Here is a 14,245-nt window from a genome sequence, read left to right as displayed (position 1 = left end):
GGCGGGAAGGGGACGGGGTGGGGGGTGTCCGCCCGCAGCGGCCGGCACCGGGACACAGTGAGACCGTCGGGAACGGGCGGCCGGACCGAGGACGGACGCCCCGCACCCCGGCCCCGACTCACAACGAACCGCAGGCGCCAGGCACGCCACGACGCACCGCAACGGGCCGCCGCAGGCATATGAGGGGCGCGGGGAACTGCGCGACCAGCCACAACGCAACCCGCAGACGAACACGCACCAAAACGCCGAAGCCGCCGCACCCCCCGAGGGATACGACGGCCCCGCGCGGGCAACGTCAGTGAACGTCCCCCATCAGCGCCTTCACCTTGCGCCGGTACATGTACACCGCGAACCCGGCCAGCGCAGCGAGAACCGCCTCGCCGAGCACCGCGCCCTTGCCGCTGAGGTCGACCCCGGCGATCGCCGGGTTGGACAGCAGCGAGGTGATCGAGTCGCCCGCGGTGACCGCGAGGAACCACACGCCCATCATCTGGCTGGCGTACTTCGCTGGCGCCATCTTCGTGGTGACCGACAGGCCGACCGGCGAGATGCACAGCTCACCGACCGTCTGGATCAGGTAGATCCCGACCAGCCACATCGGCGTGACCTTGGTGCCGTCGGACGCCATGCCCAGCGGCAGCAGGAAGAAGAAGAACGACACACCGATGAAGAACAGCCCCGCCGCGAACTTCGCGACCGTGCTGGGCTCCTGGCCCTTGCGGTTCAGCCACAGCCAGAACCAGGCGATGACCGGCGCCAGCGCCATGATGAACACCGGGTTCAGCGACTGGTACCAGGACGACGGGAAGCTGAAGCCGAACAGCGAGTCCGCGGCCTTGGTCTCACCGAAGGCCTGGACCGTGGAGCCACCCTGGTCGTAGATCATCCAGAACGCGGCGGCCGCGACGAAGAACCAGATGTACCCGGTCATCTTCGACTGCTCGACGGCCGACAGCTCCTTGTCCCGCTTGATGCGCAGCAGCACACCCGCCGGGATGACCAGACCGATGACGGTGAGCGGGATCATCGCCCAGTTCAGCGTGAAGTGGCCGGTGAAGCCGACGACGCCGTAGAAGACGGCCGCGATGGCCAGCCACATCAGGCCCTTGCGCAGCCACGTGGCGCGCTCCTCGGCCGCGAGCGGCTTCGGGACGACGTTGCTCTCCGGGCTGAGGTTGCGCGTGCCGAGCAGGAAGGCGGCGAGGCCGATGGCCATGCCGACGGCGGCGAGGCCGAAGCCGAGGTGCCAGTTCACTTCCTGGCCGACCGTGCCGATGATCAGCGGCGCGAAGAAGGCACCCATGTTGATGCCCATGTAGAAGATCGTGAAGCCACCGTCACGGCGCGGGTCGTCCGGACCGTCGTACAGGTGGCCGACCATCGTGGAGATGTTGGCCTTCAGCAGACCGGAACCGAGCGCCACCAGCGCGAGACCCGCGAAGAACGGCGCCTGGCCGCCGGGCAGCGCCAGGACGAGGTGACCGGCCATGATCGTGATCGCCGCGATGGCCACCGTCTTGCGGGGGCCCCAGACGCGGTCGCCGAGCCAGCCGCCGGGCATGGCGAGCAGGTACACCATCGACAGGTAGACGGAGTAGATCGCCGTCGTCGTGGCCAGGTCCATGCCCAGGCCACCGCCCATGCTGCCCTTCTTGGCGTCGGGGCCGCCGGAGAGCAGGTAGACGACGAGCAGAGCCCTCATGCCGTAGAAGCTGAATCGCTCCCACATCTCGGTCATGAAGAGAGTGGCCAGTCCGCGGGGATGGCCGAAGAAGGTCTTCCCGGAACCGGGGGTGCCCGGTTGGACCGAGGCCTTCGTCAGGCTGGACGCCATGGTCGTTCCTTGCTGGTCGGGACGCGCGGTCGGTATCCCCCTTGCTCGGCGACGCCGAGCAAGGGGGAGTTGCGCGCCCGGTGGGGGGCAGGCCGGCACCGGCACGTCGGCACGCCCACCCACCACGCCCAGGGGGAGTCCGCTCCGGATCGCGGAGCGGGGGACGGCGACCACCGGGATCCACGCCTCTGCGCGCGTCGTAGCGCTCGAGGCCCGGCCACAGGTCATTCCTTTCAAGGCCGGCCGCAGCCGGCCCGCACACAAAGAAGACCTTCAGCGTCATTGCTCGCCGAAGGTCCCCGCGGTGCTACAGGCGTTGATTCACCATACGGCAGGACACCGCCCGGTATGGAAGGACTTGAGACGCGGATCACAGATGGCCGAGGAACCGCAAGCCCCGTCTCGGCAGTCGATACCAGGATGGCATCCGCCGGCCCGGGCGCCGGCACGGGGTCCGGCTGTCCGCAGAGAGCCGGAGACGGCCGCTGTCCGGGTTGTCCGAAGGTAAGAGCCCCCTGTGGCGATCTCACCTCGGGCGTTGCACCGGGCGGACTACCATCACCTCATGACCCGTGTACTGCTCGCCGAGGACGACGCGTCCATCTCGGAGCCGCTGGCCCGCGCACTGCGCCGGGAAGGGTACGAGGTCGAGGTGCGCGAGGACGGACCCACCGCGCTCGACGCCGGAATGCAGGGCGGCGTCGATCTGGTCGTGCTGGACCTCGGGCTGCCCGGCATGGACGGCCTGGAGGTCGCGCGCAGACTGCGCGCCGACGGCCACACCGTGCCGATCCTGATCCTGACGGCGCGCGCCGACGAGGTCGACACGGTCGTCGGTCTGGACGCGGGCGCCGACGACTACGTCACCAAGCCGTTCCGCCTCGCCGAGCTGCTCGCCCGGGTCCGTGCCCTGCTGCGGCGCGGCGCCGCGGAGCCGCAGCAGCCGCCCGCCACGCACGGCGTGCGCATCGACGTGGAGTCGCACCGCGCGTGGATGGGCGACGAGGAGCTGCAGCTCACGGCGAAGGAGTTCGACCTGCTGCGGGTCCTGGTGCGCGACGCGGGCCGGGTCGTCACGCGTGACCAGCTGATGCGCGAGGTCTGGGACACCACGTGGTGGTCCTCCACCAAGACCCTCGACATGCACATCTCCTGGCTGCGCAAGAAGCTCGGCGACGACGCGGCGAACCCGCGGTACATCGCGACGGTTCGGGGCGTCGGCTTCCGCTTCGAGAAGAGCTGAGCCGGGCTCGGCGGCAGCCGAGCCGGAGCCGGACCGCACCAGGCACGTTCAGGACAAGAGGACATGCGCCGTCGACTGATCCAGTCCACCCTCGCCGTGGTGCTCGTCGTGATCGCCGTCTTCGGCGTGTCCCTCGTGATCGTCGAGACGCGGACGATCAGCAACACCGCGCAGGAGCGGGTGGACTCCGAGGCGCTGCGGCTGGCCAGTGTGGTGGACAGCCGGCTGCTGAGCTCGGCGGGCGTCACCCCGGAGATCCTTCAGGTCCCGGGCATGCAGGACCGTTATGCCGTGGTCCGCATCCCCGGGCGGGCGCCGATCGAGGTCGGCACCAAGCCCGAGGGCGACGTCATCCGCTCCAAGGAGCACCGGGGCGAGGAGGGCGAGACCGTCGTCGTGGAGGAGCCGCGCTCCACGGTGACCCGGGAGGTCGGCCGGACCCTGCTGATCATCGGGCTGGTCGCGCTGCTGGCGGTGGTGGCCGCGGTGCTGCTGGCGATCCGCCAGGCCAACCGGCTCGCCTCTCCGCTGACCGACCTCGCCGAGACCGCCGAGCGGCTCGGCTCCGGCGACCCGCGCCCGCGGCACAAGCGGTACTCCGTGCCCGAGCTGGACCGGGTCGCCGATGTGCTGGACTCCTCCGCCGAACGCATCGCCCGGATGCTCACCGCCGAGCGGCGACTGGCCGCGGACGCCTCCCACCAGCTGCGTACGCCGCTGACCGCGCTGTCGATGCGGCTGGAGGAGATCACCCTCACCGACGACCTGGACACGGTGAAGGAGGAGGCGAACGTCGCGCTGACCCAGGTCGAGCGCCTGACGGACGTGGTCGAGCGGCTGCTGACGAACTCCCGGGACCCGCGCACCGGCTCCGCCGTCGCCTTCGACCTGGACGAGGTCATCCAGCAGCAGGTCGCCGAGTGGCGCCCCGCCTACCGCAGCGCCGGCCGGGCGATCGTCAGCTCGGGCAAGCGGCATCTGCGGGCGGTGGGCACGCCGGGCGCGGTGGCGCAGGTGCTGGCGGCGCTGATCGAGAACTCCCTGATGCACGGCGGCGGCACGGTCGCGCTGCGCACGCGGGTCACCGGCAACCAGGCGGTGATCGAGGTGACGGACGAGGGTCCCGGTGTTCCGCCGGAGCTGGGCGCGCGCATCTTCGAGCGCACGATCAGCGGTCGCAACTCCACCGGCATCGGCCTGGCCGTCGCCCGCGACCTCGCGGAGGCCGACGGCGGCCGTCTGGAGATGCTGCAGGCGGCCCCACCGGTCTTCGGCCTGTTCCTCTCCCGCAGCCAGCCCGTCAAGAAGCCGATCCCCGACGAGGAGCCGACGGTCCGCTGACCGGTGACGTACCGGACGCGGGTCAGACCCGCTGGCGGGGACGCGGCGGCGGCCCGGCCTGTTCCAGGAGGGCCTGCGCGTCCGCGACCGCCTCGCCGGCCGGAAGAGCGCGGAAGACCCAGGTGCGGTAGGACCAGAAGCGGAACAGGGTCGCGACGCCGATGCCGAGGAACTTGAAGATGTTGCTCTGCAGCGGGGTGTCCCAGCCGAAACCGTAGGTCGCCGCGTACAGCACACCGTTCTCGATCACCAGGCCGACCAGGCTGAACAGCAGGAACAAGGTCAGTTCCTTGGTGCGCCCGTTCTTGTCGGCGTCGCGGTAGGTGAAGTACCGGAAGCCGACGTAGTTGAAGACGATCGACACCGCCGTAGCGATGACGCTGGCCCGGACCACCTGCAGATCGGTCACATGCCGTACGAGGTTGAACACACCCAGATTGACGAGCACGCCCGCGCCGCCCACGGCGCCGAACTTGGCGATCTCGCGGACGAGCCGTTGAACTCCCGAGGTACCGCTTCCCATGGTCGAGCAGGCCCCCAGTCGTTACGGTTTCGTCAACCCAGCCATGCTAACCACCCCTAACGGCGGATGCCTGCCGAGTACCCGAGGAGGCCGGTGTGAGGCCTGACGCACCGGTGAGGGCCGGGTGGGAGGCGCCCGATCCGGCCGCCGTCCGGTGGCCGATACCCTAGGGGTGTGACGTTCCCGGTAGTCGGCATGGTCGGCGGGGGCCAGCTGGCTCGTATGACACACGAGTCGGGCATCCCGCTGGGCATCAGGTTCAAGCTCCTCAGTGACACCCCTCAGGATTCCGCGGCGCAGGTCGTGAGCGATGTCGTCATCGGCGACTATCGCGACCTCGACACGCTGCGCGAGTTCGCGCGCGGGTGCGATGTGATCACCTTCGATCACGAACATGTACCCACCGAGCACCTCAGGGCCCTGGAGGCGGACGGCATTCCCGTGCGCCCGGGTCCCGACGCGCTGGTGCACGCCCAGGACAAGGGGGTGATGCGAGCCAGGCTCGACGCGATCGGCATCCCCTGCCCACGGCACAGGATCGTCAGCGATCCGCAGGACGTGGCGGCCTTCGCGGCCGAGCTCGAAAGGGGCGGGCACGAAGTGCCCTCCGGCAAGGGTGGTGGTGGGCGACGGGCGGGCGGTTTCCCCGTCGTCCTGAAGACGGTCCGCGGTGGCTACGACGGCAAGGGCGTGTGGGTCGTCGGCAGCGTCGAGGAGGCGGAGGATCCCTTCAAGGCGGGCGTCCCGGTCCTCGCCGAGGAGAAGGTCGACTACGTTCGTGAGCTGGCCGCCAACGTCGTGCGCTCCCCGCACGGCCAGGCCGTCGCCTACCCGGTGGTCGAGTCGCGGCAGGTGAACGGCGTGTGCGACACCGTCATAGCCCCGGCGCCCGACCTCGACGAGGAGCTGGCGCTGAAGGCCGAGGAGATGGCGCTGACCATCGCCAAGGAACTCGGTGTCGTCGGTCACCTCGCCGTCGAGCTGTTCCAGACCCGTGACGGCCGCATCCTCGTCAACGAGCTGGCGATGCGCCCGCACAACTCCGGCCACTGGTCCATGGACGGCGCGATCACCTCGCAGTTCGCCAACCACGTCCGCGCCGTGCTGGACCTCCCTCTCGGCGACCCGCGCCCACGTGCCAAGTGGACGGTGATGGTCAACGTCCTCGGCGGCGACTACCCGGACATGTACTCGGCGTACCTGCACTGCATGGCCCGTGACCCGCAGCTGAAGATCCACATGTACGGCAAGGACGTGAAGCCCGGCCGCAAGGTCGGCCACGTGAACACCTACGGCGACGACCTGGACGACGTGCTGGAGCGCGCCCGTCACGCTGCCGGCTACCTGAGAGGCACCATCACCGAATGAGCCCTGTTGTTGGCATCGTCATGGGGTCGGACAGCGACTGGCCCGTCATGGAGGCCGCCGCGAAGGCCCTCGACGAGTTCGAGATCGCCTACGAGGTCGACGTCGTCTCCGCGCACCGCATGCCCCGCGAGATGATCGCGTACGGCGAGCAGGCCGCCGACCGCGGCCTGAAGGTGATCATCGCCGGTGCGGGCGGCGCCGCCCACCTGCCGGGCATGCTCGCCTCGGTCACCCTGCTGCCGGTCATCGGTGTCCCCGTTCCGCTGAAGTACCTCGACGGCATGGACTCCCTGCTGTCGATCGTGCAGATGCCGGCCGGGGTGCCGGTCGCCACGGTCTCCGTCGGCGGTGCCCGCAACGCCGGTCTGCTGGCCACCCGCATCCTCGCCGCGCACGACGAGGATCTGCTGGGCCGGATGCGCGACTTCCAGCAGGACCTCAACGACCAGGCCACCGAGAAGGGCAAGCGCCTGCGCACCAAGGTCGAGGGAAGCAACGGCTTCGGCTTCGGGAAGTGACGCGATGACGTCCCTGGAGACAGCCCGCGAACTCCTCGCCGAGTTCCCGGTCGTCGACGGCCACAACGACCTGCCGTGGGCGCTGCGCGAACAGGTCCGCTACGACCTCGACGCCCGCGACATCGCCGCCGACCAGTCCGCCCACCTGCACACCGACCTCGCCCGCCTGCGCGCGGGCGGTGTCGGCGCGCAGTACTGGTCGGTGTACGTCCGCTCCGACCTGCCGGACGCGGTGCCGGCCACGCTGGAGCAGATCGACTGCGTACGGCGGCTGGTCGACCGCCACCCCGCGGAGCTGCGCCTGGCGACGACGGCGGCCGATCTTGAAGCGGCGCGCGGTGAGGGCCGTATCGCCTCGCTGATGGGCGCGGAGGGCGGGCACTCCATCGCCAACTCGCTCGGCACCCTGCGCGGCCTGTACGCGCTCGGGGTGCGGTACATGACGCTCACCCACAACGACAACGTGGACTGGGCGGACTCCGCGACCGACGAGCCGAGGGCGGGCGGCCTGACGGCCTTCGGCCGCGAGGTGGTGCGGGAGATGAACCGGCTGGGCATGCTCGTCGACCTCTCCCATGTGGCGGCGACGACCATGCGGGACGCGCTGGACGCCACCGAGGCGCCGGTGATCTTCTCGCACTCGTCCTCGCGGGCGGTGTGCGACCACCCGCGCAACATCCCCGACGATGTCCTGGAGCGCCTCCCGGCCAACGGCGGCGTGGCGATGGTGACGTTCGTGCCGAAGTTCGTGCTCCAGGCGGCGGTGGACTGGACGGCCGCCGCCGACGAGAACATGCGCGCGCACGGGCTGCACCACCTGGACACCAGCCCCGAGGCGATGAAGATCCACCGCGCCTTCGAGGAGCGCAACCCGCGCCCGGTCGCCACGGTCGCGACCGTCGCCGACCACCTGGACCACATGCGCGAGGTGGCCGGCATCGACCATCTCGGCATCGGCGGCGACTACGACGGCACGGCGTTCACCCCCGAGGGCCTCGACGACGTCTCCGGCTACCCGAACCTGATCGCCGAACTGCTCGACCGCGGCTGGTCCAGGTCCGACCTGGCCAAGCTGACCTGGCAGAACGCGGTCCGGGTGCTGGGCGCGGCGGAAGACGTGGCCCGCGGCCTTCAGGCGACCCGCGCGCCGTCCCACGCGACGATCGAGTCACTGGACGGCTGAGCCTGGCCGGACAGGGTGGGGTAGTCGGTGTAGCCGTCCGCCCCGCCCACGTACATCAGGTACCGGTCCCGGACCTCGTTGAGCGGGGCGCCCCGGCGCAGCCGCTCGACCAGGTCCGGGTTGGCGAGGAACGGGCGGCCGAGCGCGACGAGGTCCGCACCGGCGTCCAGCAGCCGCTCGCTCGCCCGCGTGACCTCCTCGGTCGTCAGCGCCGTCAGCCGCGGGTCGGCGATCAGCGTGCCCGGCCAGTCGGCGCGGATCCGCCGGAACACGGGGGAGTCGGGGTCGGCGTACACGATGTGCAGGCCGTTGTGTTCGTCATGTCCGTACGCTAGAACCTGACACTGATGTCAGATTCAAGTCCCGCGAGGGTGGACATGCGGATCGGTGAACTGGCCCGGCGCACCGGTGTCAGCGAGCGCTCGCTGCGCTACTACGAGAAGCAGGGGCTGCTCGCCCCGGACCGTACCGCGGGCGGGCACCGGAACTATCCGGAGGCGGCCGTGGACCGGGTCATCCGGATCCAGGAGCTGTTCGCGGCCGGGCTGTGCAGCGCGAAGATCGCCCAGCTGCTGCCCTGTATGCGCGACAGCGACGGCGGCCCCTCCGCCGTCGCCACACCGAAGCTGGTGCGGGACCTCACCGCCGAACGCGAGCGCATCGACCGCATGATCCGCGACCTGGTCCGTTCCCGCGACACCCTGGACGAGGTCATCGACACGGCCGCGCGCGGCTGACCGGGGTACCCCCGAACGCCCCGTCCACCAGGAAGGACCTCCCGCTCCGTGCCACCGTGACGGTACTGCCGTTCTGCCGCCGATCACGACGTACGGAGACCGTCATGGCCGACCTCCAGGACGAACTGCACGACACGAGTGAGATCGGCGGCCTGCCTGTCGAAGACCCCGTCGACGACCCCTTTCCCCAGGCGTACGCCGCCGCGCTGGACGCCGTCGACCGGGTGCGCGCGCTGCTCGCCGAGCACCCCGTCGCCGACGGCTACAGCGCGCTGTCGTGGGCCCTGCGCAAGCTGTCCTGGTACGACCTCGAACTCGGCGACAGCTCCGTCGACACGGACGTGCCCCGGCTGCGCGAGGGGCACGTCGGTGCCCTGCTGTGGTCCCTGCACCTGCCGGGGGAGCCGGCCGCCGGCCGGGCGCTGGTCAGCACGCTGGAGCAGCTCGACCTGATCCGCTCCGTCGTCCGCGGCCACCCCGAGGGCCTGCGGCTGGCCCGCACCGCCGGGCAGGTCATCGACGCCCGCAACTGCGGCCGGGTCGCCGTGATCCCCGGCCCGGCCCCGGCCGCCGCCCTCGGTGACTCCGTCGCCATCCTGCGCGTGCTGCACTCCCTCGGCGTCCGCGTCGTCACCCTGGCCGGCACCAGCTGGGCCAGCGAGGCGGGCCTGAGCCGGTTCGGCGAGGAGGTCGTCCGCGAGATGAACCGGCTCGGCGTGCTCGCCGACCTCTCCGGCGCCTCCGACGCGACCATCGCCCGCGCCCTCAGGCTGTCCCGTACGCCGGTGCTGTGCACCCGCTCCGGCGCCCGCGCCCTGTGCCCGCATCCCGACAACCTGCCCGACGAGCTGCTCGGCGGGCTCGGCGCGGCCAAGGGGCTGTGCATGGTGCCGCTGGCCGCCGACCGGACCGGGCCGAGGCTGAAGGACGTCGCCGACCACCTCGACCACGTCCGCAACCTCGCCGGCCCGGACTGCGTCGCCCTGGCCGGCACGTACGACTCCGGCGCCGACCACCCGCAGGATCTCGCCGACCCCTCCTGCTACCCCCGGCTCATCGCCGAACTCCTTCGCCGCGGCTGGCCGGAGGCCGATCTCGCCCTGCTGACCTGGGGCAACGTCCAGCGCGTGCTGCGCAGCGCCGACTTCGCCGCGCGGACCGCACAGGAGCGCCGGGGGCCGTCGGCGGCGACGATCGAGGAGCTGGACGGGTAGGCAGCTCTCGCAGGGTCATGTACGGGCGTCAGCCCTCGGGGATCACGCACAGGCAGAAGGGGTGGCCCGCCGGGTCGGCGTAGACCCGGAAGTCCTCGTCGCCCTCCTCCCGCTTCAGCAGCCGCGCCCCCAGGTTCAGGACCCGCTTCTCCACCTGGTCGACCTCGTCCCAGGTGGACCCGGCGTCCAGGTCCAGGTGGAACTGCTGGGCGTTGCGGTCGGAGCGCGGCCACTCCGGCGGGGTGTGGCCCTCCGAGCGCTGGAACGCCAGCCGGGGCCCGCCGGGCACCTGGAGCACGACCCAGTCGGCGTCCTCGCTCTCGGGCTCGCCGCCCACGATCTCGGCGTAGAAGCGGGCCAGTGCCCGTGGGTCGGGACAGTCGACGACGACGGATCGCACACGTGCCACACGGGGCATGGAGACCTCCCTGGTCGGTGGTGCCTTCAGCAGGCGCACAGGCAGAACGGGTGCCCGGCCGGATCGGCGTAAACCCGGAAGGTGCGCGCCCGGTCCTCGGTGTCCAGCGGCCGCGCGCCCAGCTCCAGTACGGCCTTCTCGGCCGCGTCCAGGTCCGGCACGTTCAGGTCCAGGTGGAACTGCTGCGAGTGGTCGGCGGACGGCCACCGCGGCGGGACGAAACCGGGCGCTTCCTGGAACGCCAGCTGCTGCCCGCCCGGCAGCTTCAGGTCCACCCACTCGCCCTGGTCCTCGATGGCGCCGCCCAGCACGGCGGCGTAGAAGCCGGCCAGGGCGCGGGGATCGGGGCAGTCCAGAACGACGACTCCCAGTTCGGCGACGGCCATGACGTCCTCCTCGGCATCGGTGACGTTACCCGGGCGGTTACCCGTAGGGGCGGGTAACCGGTAACGGTTACTGCATGCTCCCGCATTGGGGGTAACGTCGCAAGCATGAGTGGGAGATCGGTCGCGCCCGGAGGACTCGCCCTGGTGGAGTCCCTGGTCAACACCCTGGACCTCGAATCGGGCGGCGACACGCTCGACACCGCCGAGGGCCGGGCCCGCTTCGGACTCACCGAGGACGACCTGCCGCGCTCCCGCGAACTGCGCGAGTCCCTGCGCGCGACCCTCCTCGCCCACGCCGGGCACCCCCCGCACCGCGAGGTCACCCCGCTCGGCGAGCTGCTCGCCGCCGCCCCGCTGCTGGTCGCCGTGGACGAGGGCGACGGCTCGGCCCGTCTCGCCCCGGCCGACTCCGGCCCGCTGCTCTCCCGGATCGCCGCCGCCGTCGCCGAGGCCCTCGTCGCGGGCACCTGGGACCGTCTCAAGGCCTGCGAGTCCGCCACCTGCCACTGGGCGTACTACGACCGCAGCCCCGCCGGACGCGGACGCTGGTGCTCGATGCAGCTGTGCGGGGCACGCGCGAAGATGCGGCGCTACCGGGCGAAGGGGGCGTGAGCGGGCGCCGTGGTGGTGCAGAATGCGACAGACGCCGGTTCGGCCGACTGAGCCTCGGCCGAACCGGCGTCCTCGACACGCCTGCGGATACGTCTGCGCGGATACGTCTGCCGGCGTCTACGCCGTGGGGCGGCCCATCGCCCGGTACGTCCAGCCCGCCCGTCGCCACAGCTCCGGGTCGAGGGCGTTGCGGCCGTCCAGGATCAGCCGGTCCGCCGCGACCGAGCCGAGCTCGGCCGGGTCCAGCTCCCGGAACTCCTTCCACTCCGTGAGGTGCAGCACCACGTCGGCGCCGCGCACGGCGTCCAGCGCGGTGTCGGCGTACCCCAGGGTGGGGAAGATCCGGCGGGCATTGTCCATGCCCTTCGGGTCGTAGACGGTCACCTGGCCGCCCTGGAGGTGGATCTGCCCGGCGACATTGAGCGCGGGCGAGTCACGGACGTCGTCCGAGTCGGGCTTGAAGGTGGCGCCGAGCACCGCGACCCGCTTGCCCAGGAAGGGGCCGCCGCCCAGTGCCTGCCGGGCCAGTTCCACCATCTGCCCGCGCTGGCGCATGTTGATCGAGTCGATCTCGCGCAGGAACGTCAGCGCCTGGTCCGCGCCCAGCTCACCGGCGCGCGCCATGAACGCCCGGATGTCCTTGGGCAGGCAGCCACCGCCGAAGCCGATCCCGGCGCGCAGGAACTTCCGCCCGATCCGGTCGTCGTACCCGATCGCCTCGGCCAGCTTCGCCACGTCGCCGCCCGCGGCCTCGCACACCTCGGCCATGGCGTTGATGAAGGAGATCTTGGTGGCAAGGAAGGAGTTCGCGGAGGTCTTCACCAGCTCGGCGGTCGGGAAGTCGGTGACCACGAACGGCGAACCCTGGGAGATCGGCGTGGCGTACACCTCGCGCAGCAACTTCTCCGCGCGCTCGCTGCGCACACCGACCACGATCCGGTCGGGGTGCAGCGTGTCCTGCACGGCGAAGCCCTCGCGCAGGAACTCCGGGTTCCAGGCCAGCTCGGCGTCCCCGCCGGCCGGCGCGTGCTCGACGAGGTAGGAGGCGAGACGGTCGGCGGAGCCGACGGGCACGGTCGACTTGCCGACGACGAGGGCGGGACCGCGCAGATGCGGGGCGAGGGAGGCGATCGCGGAGTCGACGTAACTCATGTCACAGGCGTACTCGCCGTGCCGCTGCGGGGTGTTCACGCACAGGAAGTGCACCTCGCCGAACGCGCCGACCTCGGCCCAGTCCTGGGTGAAGCGCAGCCGGCCGGAGGATCCCTCGATCCCGGCGACGTGCTTGCGCAGCAGGTCCTCGAGTCCCGGCTCGTACATCGGGACCTCGCCCCGCTGGAGCTTGTCGATCTTCTCCGGGACGACGTCGAGGCCGAGCACCTCGAATCCCAGTTCCGCCATGGCCGCCGCGTGCGTGGCACCGAGATAACCGGTGCCGATCACGGTGATCTTGAGGGCCATGCGTGCTCCCGGGTCGAGGTCGTTCGGTGCGCGTGCCGAGCATAGCCGGGGCGCGCCCGTGGCCCTCACCGGGCGGTTTTCCCTCTGTCGTCCAGGTCACGTACCCATGGGGCGTCCAGAGCTCTAAAATTTGAGTTACTTAACGGTAATTAGCGTTGGTATCGCGTCGGTATCACTGCATCTTGGAGCGTGAGAGACCTTGGCCGGATCGGCTGACTTCGACCTGTACCGCCCGTCCGAGGAGCACGACATGCTCCGCGACGCCGTCCGCGCGCTGGCCGAGGCGAAGATCGCGCCCCACGCCGCCGCGGTGGACGAGGAAGCGCGCTTCCCGCAGGAGGCGCACGACGCGCTCGTGGCCAACGACCTGCACGCGGTGCACGTACCCGAGAGCTACGGCGGCGCGGGCGCCGACGCGCTCGCGACGGTCATCGTGATCGAGGAGGTGGCCCGCGTCTGCGCCTCCTCCTCGCTGATCCCGGCCGTGAACAAGCTGGGCTCGCTGCCGGTGATCCTGTCCGGCTCCGAGGAGCTGAAGAAGAAGTACATGACCCCGCTCGCCAAGGGCGACGGCATGTTCTCCTACTGCCTCTCCGAGCCGGACGCGGGCTCGGACGCGGCCGGCATGAAGACGCGCGCGGTCCGTGACGGAGACCACTGGATCCTCAACGGCGTGAAGCGCTGGATCACCAACGCGGGCGTGTCGGAGTACTACACGGTGATGGCGGTCACGGATCCCGCCAAGCGCTCGAAGGGCATCTCCGCGTTCGTCGTCGAGAAGTCCGACGAGGGTGTCTCCTTCGGCGCGCCGGAGAAGAAGCTCGGCATCAAGGGCTCGCCGACCCGTGAGGTCTACCTCGACAACGTCCGCATCCCCGCCGACCGCATGATAGGCGAGGAGGGCACGGGCTTCATGACGGCCATGAAGACCCTGGACCACACCCGCATCACCATCGCCGCGCAGGCCCTCGGCATCGCCCAGGGTGCGCTGGACTACGCCAAGGGCTACGTCCAGGAGCGCAAGCAGTTCGGCAAGCCGATCGCCGACTTCCAGGGCATCCAGTTCATGCTGGCCGACATGGCGATGAAGATCTCCGCCGCCCGCGCCCTGACCTACCAGGCCGCCGCCGCCTCCGAGCGCGGCGACGCCGACCTCACCTACCTGGGCGCCGCCGCCAAGTGCTTCGCCTCGGACGTGGCGATGGAGGTCACCACGGACGCGGTCCAGCTCCTCGGCGGCTACGGCTACACCCGCGACTACCCGGTGGAGCGCATGATGCGCGACGCGAAGATCACCCAGATCTACGAGGGCACCAACCAGGTCCAGCGCATCGTGATGGCCCGCAACCTGCCGTAACGCTCCACAGAGAACGCTGACATGACGGCCCCTGGCGCACCGCGCGCCGG

The 14,245-nt window shown here is 70.8% G+C and carries 14 protein-coding genes and 1 pseudogene; 9 read left to right on the top strand and 6 right to left on the bottom strand.

The window, feature by feature from the left end; genetic code table 11:
• Positions 1 to 295 precede the first annotated feature (295 nt).
• Positions 296 to 1,834, bottom strand: a complete 1,539-nt coding sequence (locus AB0J12_RS07505; protein ID WP_363263265.1) for an oligopeptide:H+ symporter — start codon at positions 1,832 to 1,834, stop codon at positions 296 to 298.
• 565 nt (positions 1,835 to 2,399) lie between these two features.
• Here AB0J12_RS07505 and AB0J12_RS07500 point away from each other — a divergent pair.
• Both AB0J12_RS07500 and AB0J12_RS07495 read left to right on the top strand, forming a co-directional pair.
• The gene (locus AB0J12_RS07500) at positions 2,400 to 3,077 is read left to right on the top strand and encodes a response regulator transcription factor (protein WP_020940464.1); all 678 of its coding nucleotides are present in this window, start codon (positions 2,400 to 2,402) and stop codon (positions 3,075 to 3,077) included.
• 63 nt (positions 3,078 to 3,140) lie between these two features.
• Entirely contained in the window at positions 3,141 to 4,418 is a 1,278-nt protein-coding gene (locus AB0J12_RS07495) for an ATP-binding protein (RefSeq protein ID WP_363263264.1), read from the top strand.
• Between the two features lie 22 nt (positions 4,419 to 4,440).
• Here the strand turns inward: AB0J12_RS07495 and AB0J12_RS07490 are convergent, their stop codons facing one another.
• The gene (locus tag AB0J12_RS07490; protein WP_363263263.1) at positions 4,441 to 4,941 is read right to left on the bottom strand and encodes a GtrA family protein; all 501 of its coding nucleotides are present in this window, start codon (positions 4,939 to 4,941) and stop codon (positions 4,441 to 4,443) included.
• Positions 4,942 to 5,115: 174 nt separating this feature from the next.
• On the opposite strand from AB0J12_RS07490, the gene AB0J12_RS07485 reads away from it, so the two are divergent.
• The 3 genes from AB0J12_RS07485 to AB0J12_RS07475 are packed head-to-tail and all read left to right on the top strand — an operon-like array spanning position 5,116 to position 8,010.
• A complete protein-coding gene (locus AB0J12_RS07485) occupies positions 5,116 to 6,309 on the top strand; it encodes a 5-(carboxyamino)imidazole ribonucleotide synthase (RefSeq protein ID WP_363263262.1) in 1,194 nt (397 codons plus the stop codon).
• A 20-nt stretch (positions 6,310 to 6,329) separates the two neighbouring features.
• Complete coding sequence (purE, locus tag AB0J12_RS07480; protein ID WP_363263713.1) at positions 6,330 to 6,827, top strand: 5-(carboxyamino)imidazole ribonucleotide mutase; 498 nt, start codon at positions 6,330 to 6,332, stop codon at positions 6,825 to 6,827.
• Positions 6,828 to 6,831: 4 nt separating this feature from the next.
• Positions 6,832 to 8,010, top strand: a complete 1,179-nt coding sequence (locus AB0J12_RS07475; protein ID WP_363263261.1) for a dipeptidase — start codon at positions 6,832 to 6,834, stop codon at positions 8,008 to 8,010.
• Here the strand turns inward: AB0J12_RS07475 and AB0J12_RS07470 are convergent.
• A pseudogene (locus AB0J12_RS07470) lies at positions 7,959 to 8,315 on the bottom strand (alkene reductase); the annotation flags it as partial. The gene AB0J12_RS07475 and the pseudogene AB0J12_RS07470 overlap by 52 nt on opposite strands.
• 72 nt (positions 8,316 to 8,387) lie before the next feature.
• On the opposite strand from AB0J12_RS07470, the gene AB0J12_RS07465 reads away from it, so the two are divergent.
• Together AB0J12_RS07465 and AB0J12_RS07460 are read left to right on the top strand one after the other, a co-directional pair.
• Positions 8,388 to 8,747: a MerR family transcriptional regulator gene (locus AB0J12_RS07465; protein WP_363263712.1), complete on the top strand. Its 360-nt coding sequence runs from the start codon at positions 8,388 to 8,390 to the stop codon at positions 8,745 to 8,747.
• 104 nt (positions 8,748 to 8,851) lie between these two features.
• On the top strand, positions 8,852 to 9,961 hold the full coding sequence (locus AB0J12_RS07460) for a dipeptidase (RefSeq protein ID WP_363263260.1): 1,110 nt from the start codon (positions 8,852 to 8,854) through the stop codon (positions 9,959 to 9,961).
• Between the two features lie 28 nt (positions 9,962 to 9,989).
• Here AB0J12_RS07460 and AB0J12_RS07455 read toward each other — a convergent pair whose 3' ends face one another.
• Together AB0J12_RS07455 and AB0J12_RS07450 are read right to left on the bottom strand one after the other, a co-directional pair.
• A complete protein-coding gene (locus tag AB0J12_RS07455) occupies positions 9,990 to 10,379 on the bottom strand; it encodes a VOC family protein (protein WP_363263259.1) in 390 nt (129 codons plus the stop codon).
• A gap of 26 nt (positions 10,380 to 10,405) precedes the next feature.
• Entirely contained in the window at positions 10,406 to 10,765 is a 360-nt protein-coding gene (locus AB0J12_RS07450; protein ID WP_363263258.1) for a VOC family protein, read from the bottom strand.
• Positions 10,766 to 10,870: 105 nt separating this feature from the next.
• Between AB0J12_RS07450 and AB0J12_RS07445 the strand changes: the two genes are divergently transcribed.
• Entirely contained in the window at positions 10,871 to 11,377 is a 507-nt protein-coding gene (locus AB0J12_RS07445) for a CGNR zinc finger domain-containing protein (RefSeq protein WP_363263257.1), read from the top strand.
• A gap of 117 nt (positions 11,378 to 11,494) precedes the next feature.
• Here AB0J12_RS07445 and AB0J12_RS07440 read toward each other — a convergent pair whose 3' ends face one another.
• Complete coding sequence (locus AB0J12_RS07440; RefSeq protein ID WP_363263256.1) at positions 11,495 to 12,838, bottom strand: UDP-glucose/GDP-mannose dehydrogenase family protein; 1,344 nt, start codon at positions 12,836 to 12,838, stop codon at positions 11,495 to 11,497.
• Positions 12,839 to 13,037: 199 nt separating this feature from the next.
• On the opposite strand from AB0J12_RS07440, the gene AB0J12_RS07435 reads away from it, so the two are divergent.
• A complete protein-coding gene (locus AB0J12_RS07435; RefSeq protein WP_363263255.1) occupies positions 13,038 to 14,195 on the top strand; it encodes an acyl-CoA dehydrogenase family protein in 1,158 nt (385 codons plus the stop codon).
• Positions 14,196 to 14,245: the final 50 nt, after the last annotated feature.

Source organism: Streptomyces sp. NPDC049915 (genome assembly GCF_040656475.1).
In the GTDB taxonomy this organism is placed as follows: Bacteria; Actinomycetota; Actinomycetes; order Streptomycetales; family Streptomycetaceae; genus Streptomyces.
This window is presented reverse-complemented; position numbering and strand designations above follow the sequence as displayed.

Bases quoted from the DNA above. Each gene is read 5' to 3' on its own strand.
- AB0J12_RS07465 (WP_363263712.1), top strand. From the start codon at position 8,388: ATGCGGATCGGTGAACTGGCCCGGCGCACCGGTGTCAGCGAGCGCTCG.
- AB0J12_RS07500 (WP_020940464.1), top strand. From the start codon at position 2,400: ATGACCCGTGTACTGCTCGCCGAGGACGACGCGTCCATCTCGGAGCCG.
- purE (WP_363263713.1), top strand. From the start codon at position 6,330: ATGGGGTCGGACAGCGACTGGCCCGTCATGGAGGCCGCCGCGAAGGCC.
- AB0J12_RS07505 (WP_363263265.1), bottom strand. From the start codon at position 1,834: ATGGCGTCCAGCCTGACGAAGGCCTCGGTCCAACCGGGCACCCCCGGT.
- AB0J12_RS07495 (WP_363263264.1), top strand. From the start codon at position 3,141: ATGCGCCGTCGACTGATCCAGTCCACCCTCGCCGTGGTGCTCGTCGTG.
- AB0J12_RS07450 (WP_363263258.1), bottom strand. From the start codon at position 10,765: ATGGCCGTCGCCGAACTGGGAGTCGTCGTTCTGGACTGCCCCGATCCC.
- AB0J12_RS07440 (WP_363263256.1), bottom strand. From the start codon at position 12,838: ATGGCCCTCAAGATCACCGTGATCGGCACCGGTTATCTCGGTGCCACG.
- AB0J12_RS07460 (WP_363263260.1), top strand. From the start codon at position 8,852: ATGGCCGACCTCCAGGACGAACTGCACGACACGAGTGAGATCGGCGGC.
- AB0J12_RS07455 (WP_363263259.1), bottom strand. From the start codon at position 10,379: ATGCCCCGTGTGGCACGTGTGCGATCCGTCGTCGTCGACTGTCCCGAC.
- AB0J12_RS07475 (WP_363263261.1), top strand. From the start codon at position 6,832: ATGACGTCCCTGGAGACAGCCCGCGAACTCCTCGCCGAGTTCCCGGTC.
- AB0J12_RS07445 (WP_363263257.1), top strand. From the start codon at position 10,871: ATGAGTGGGAGATCGGTCGCGCCCGGAGGACTCGCCCTGGTGGAGTCC.
- AB0J12_RS07490 (WP_363263263.1), bottom strand. From the start codon at position 4,941: ATGGGAAGCGGTACCTCGGGAGTTCAACGGCTCGTCCGCGAGATCGCC.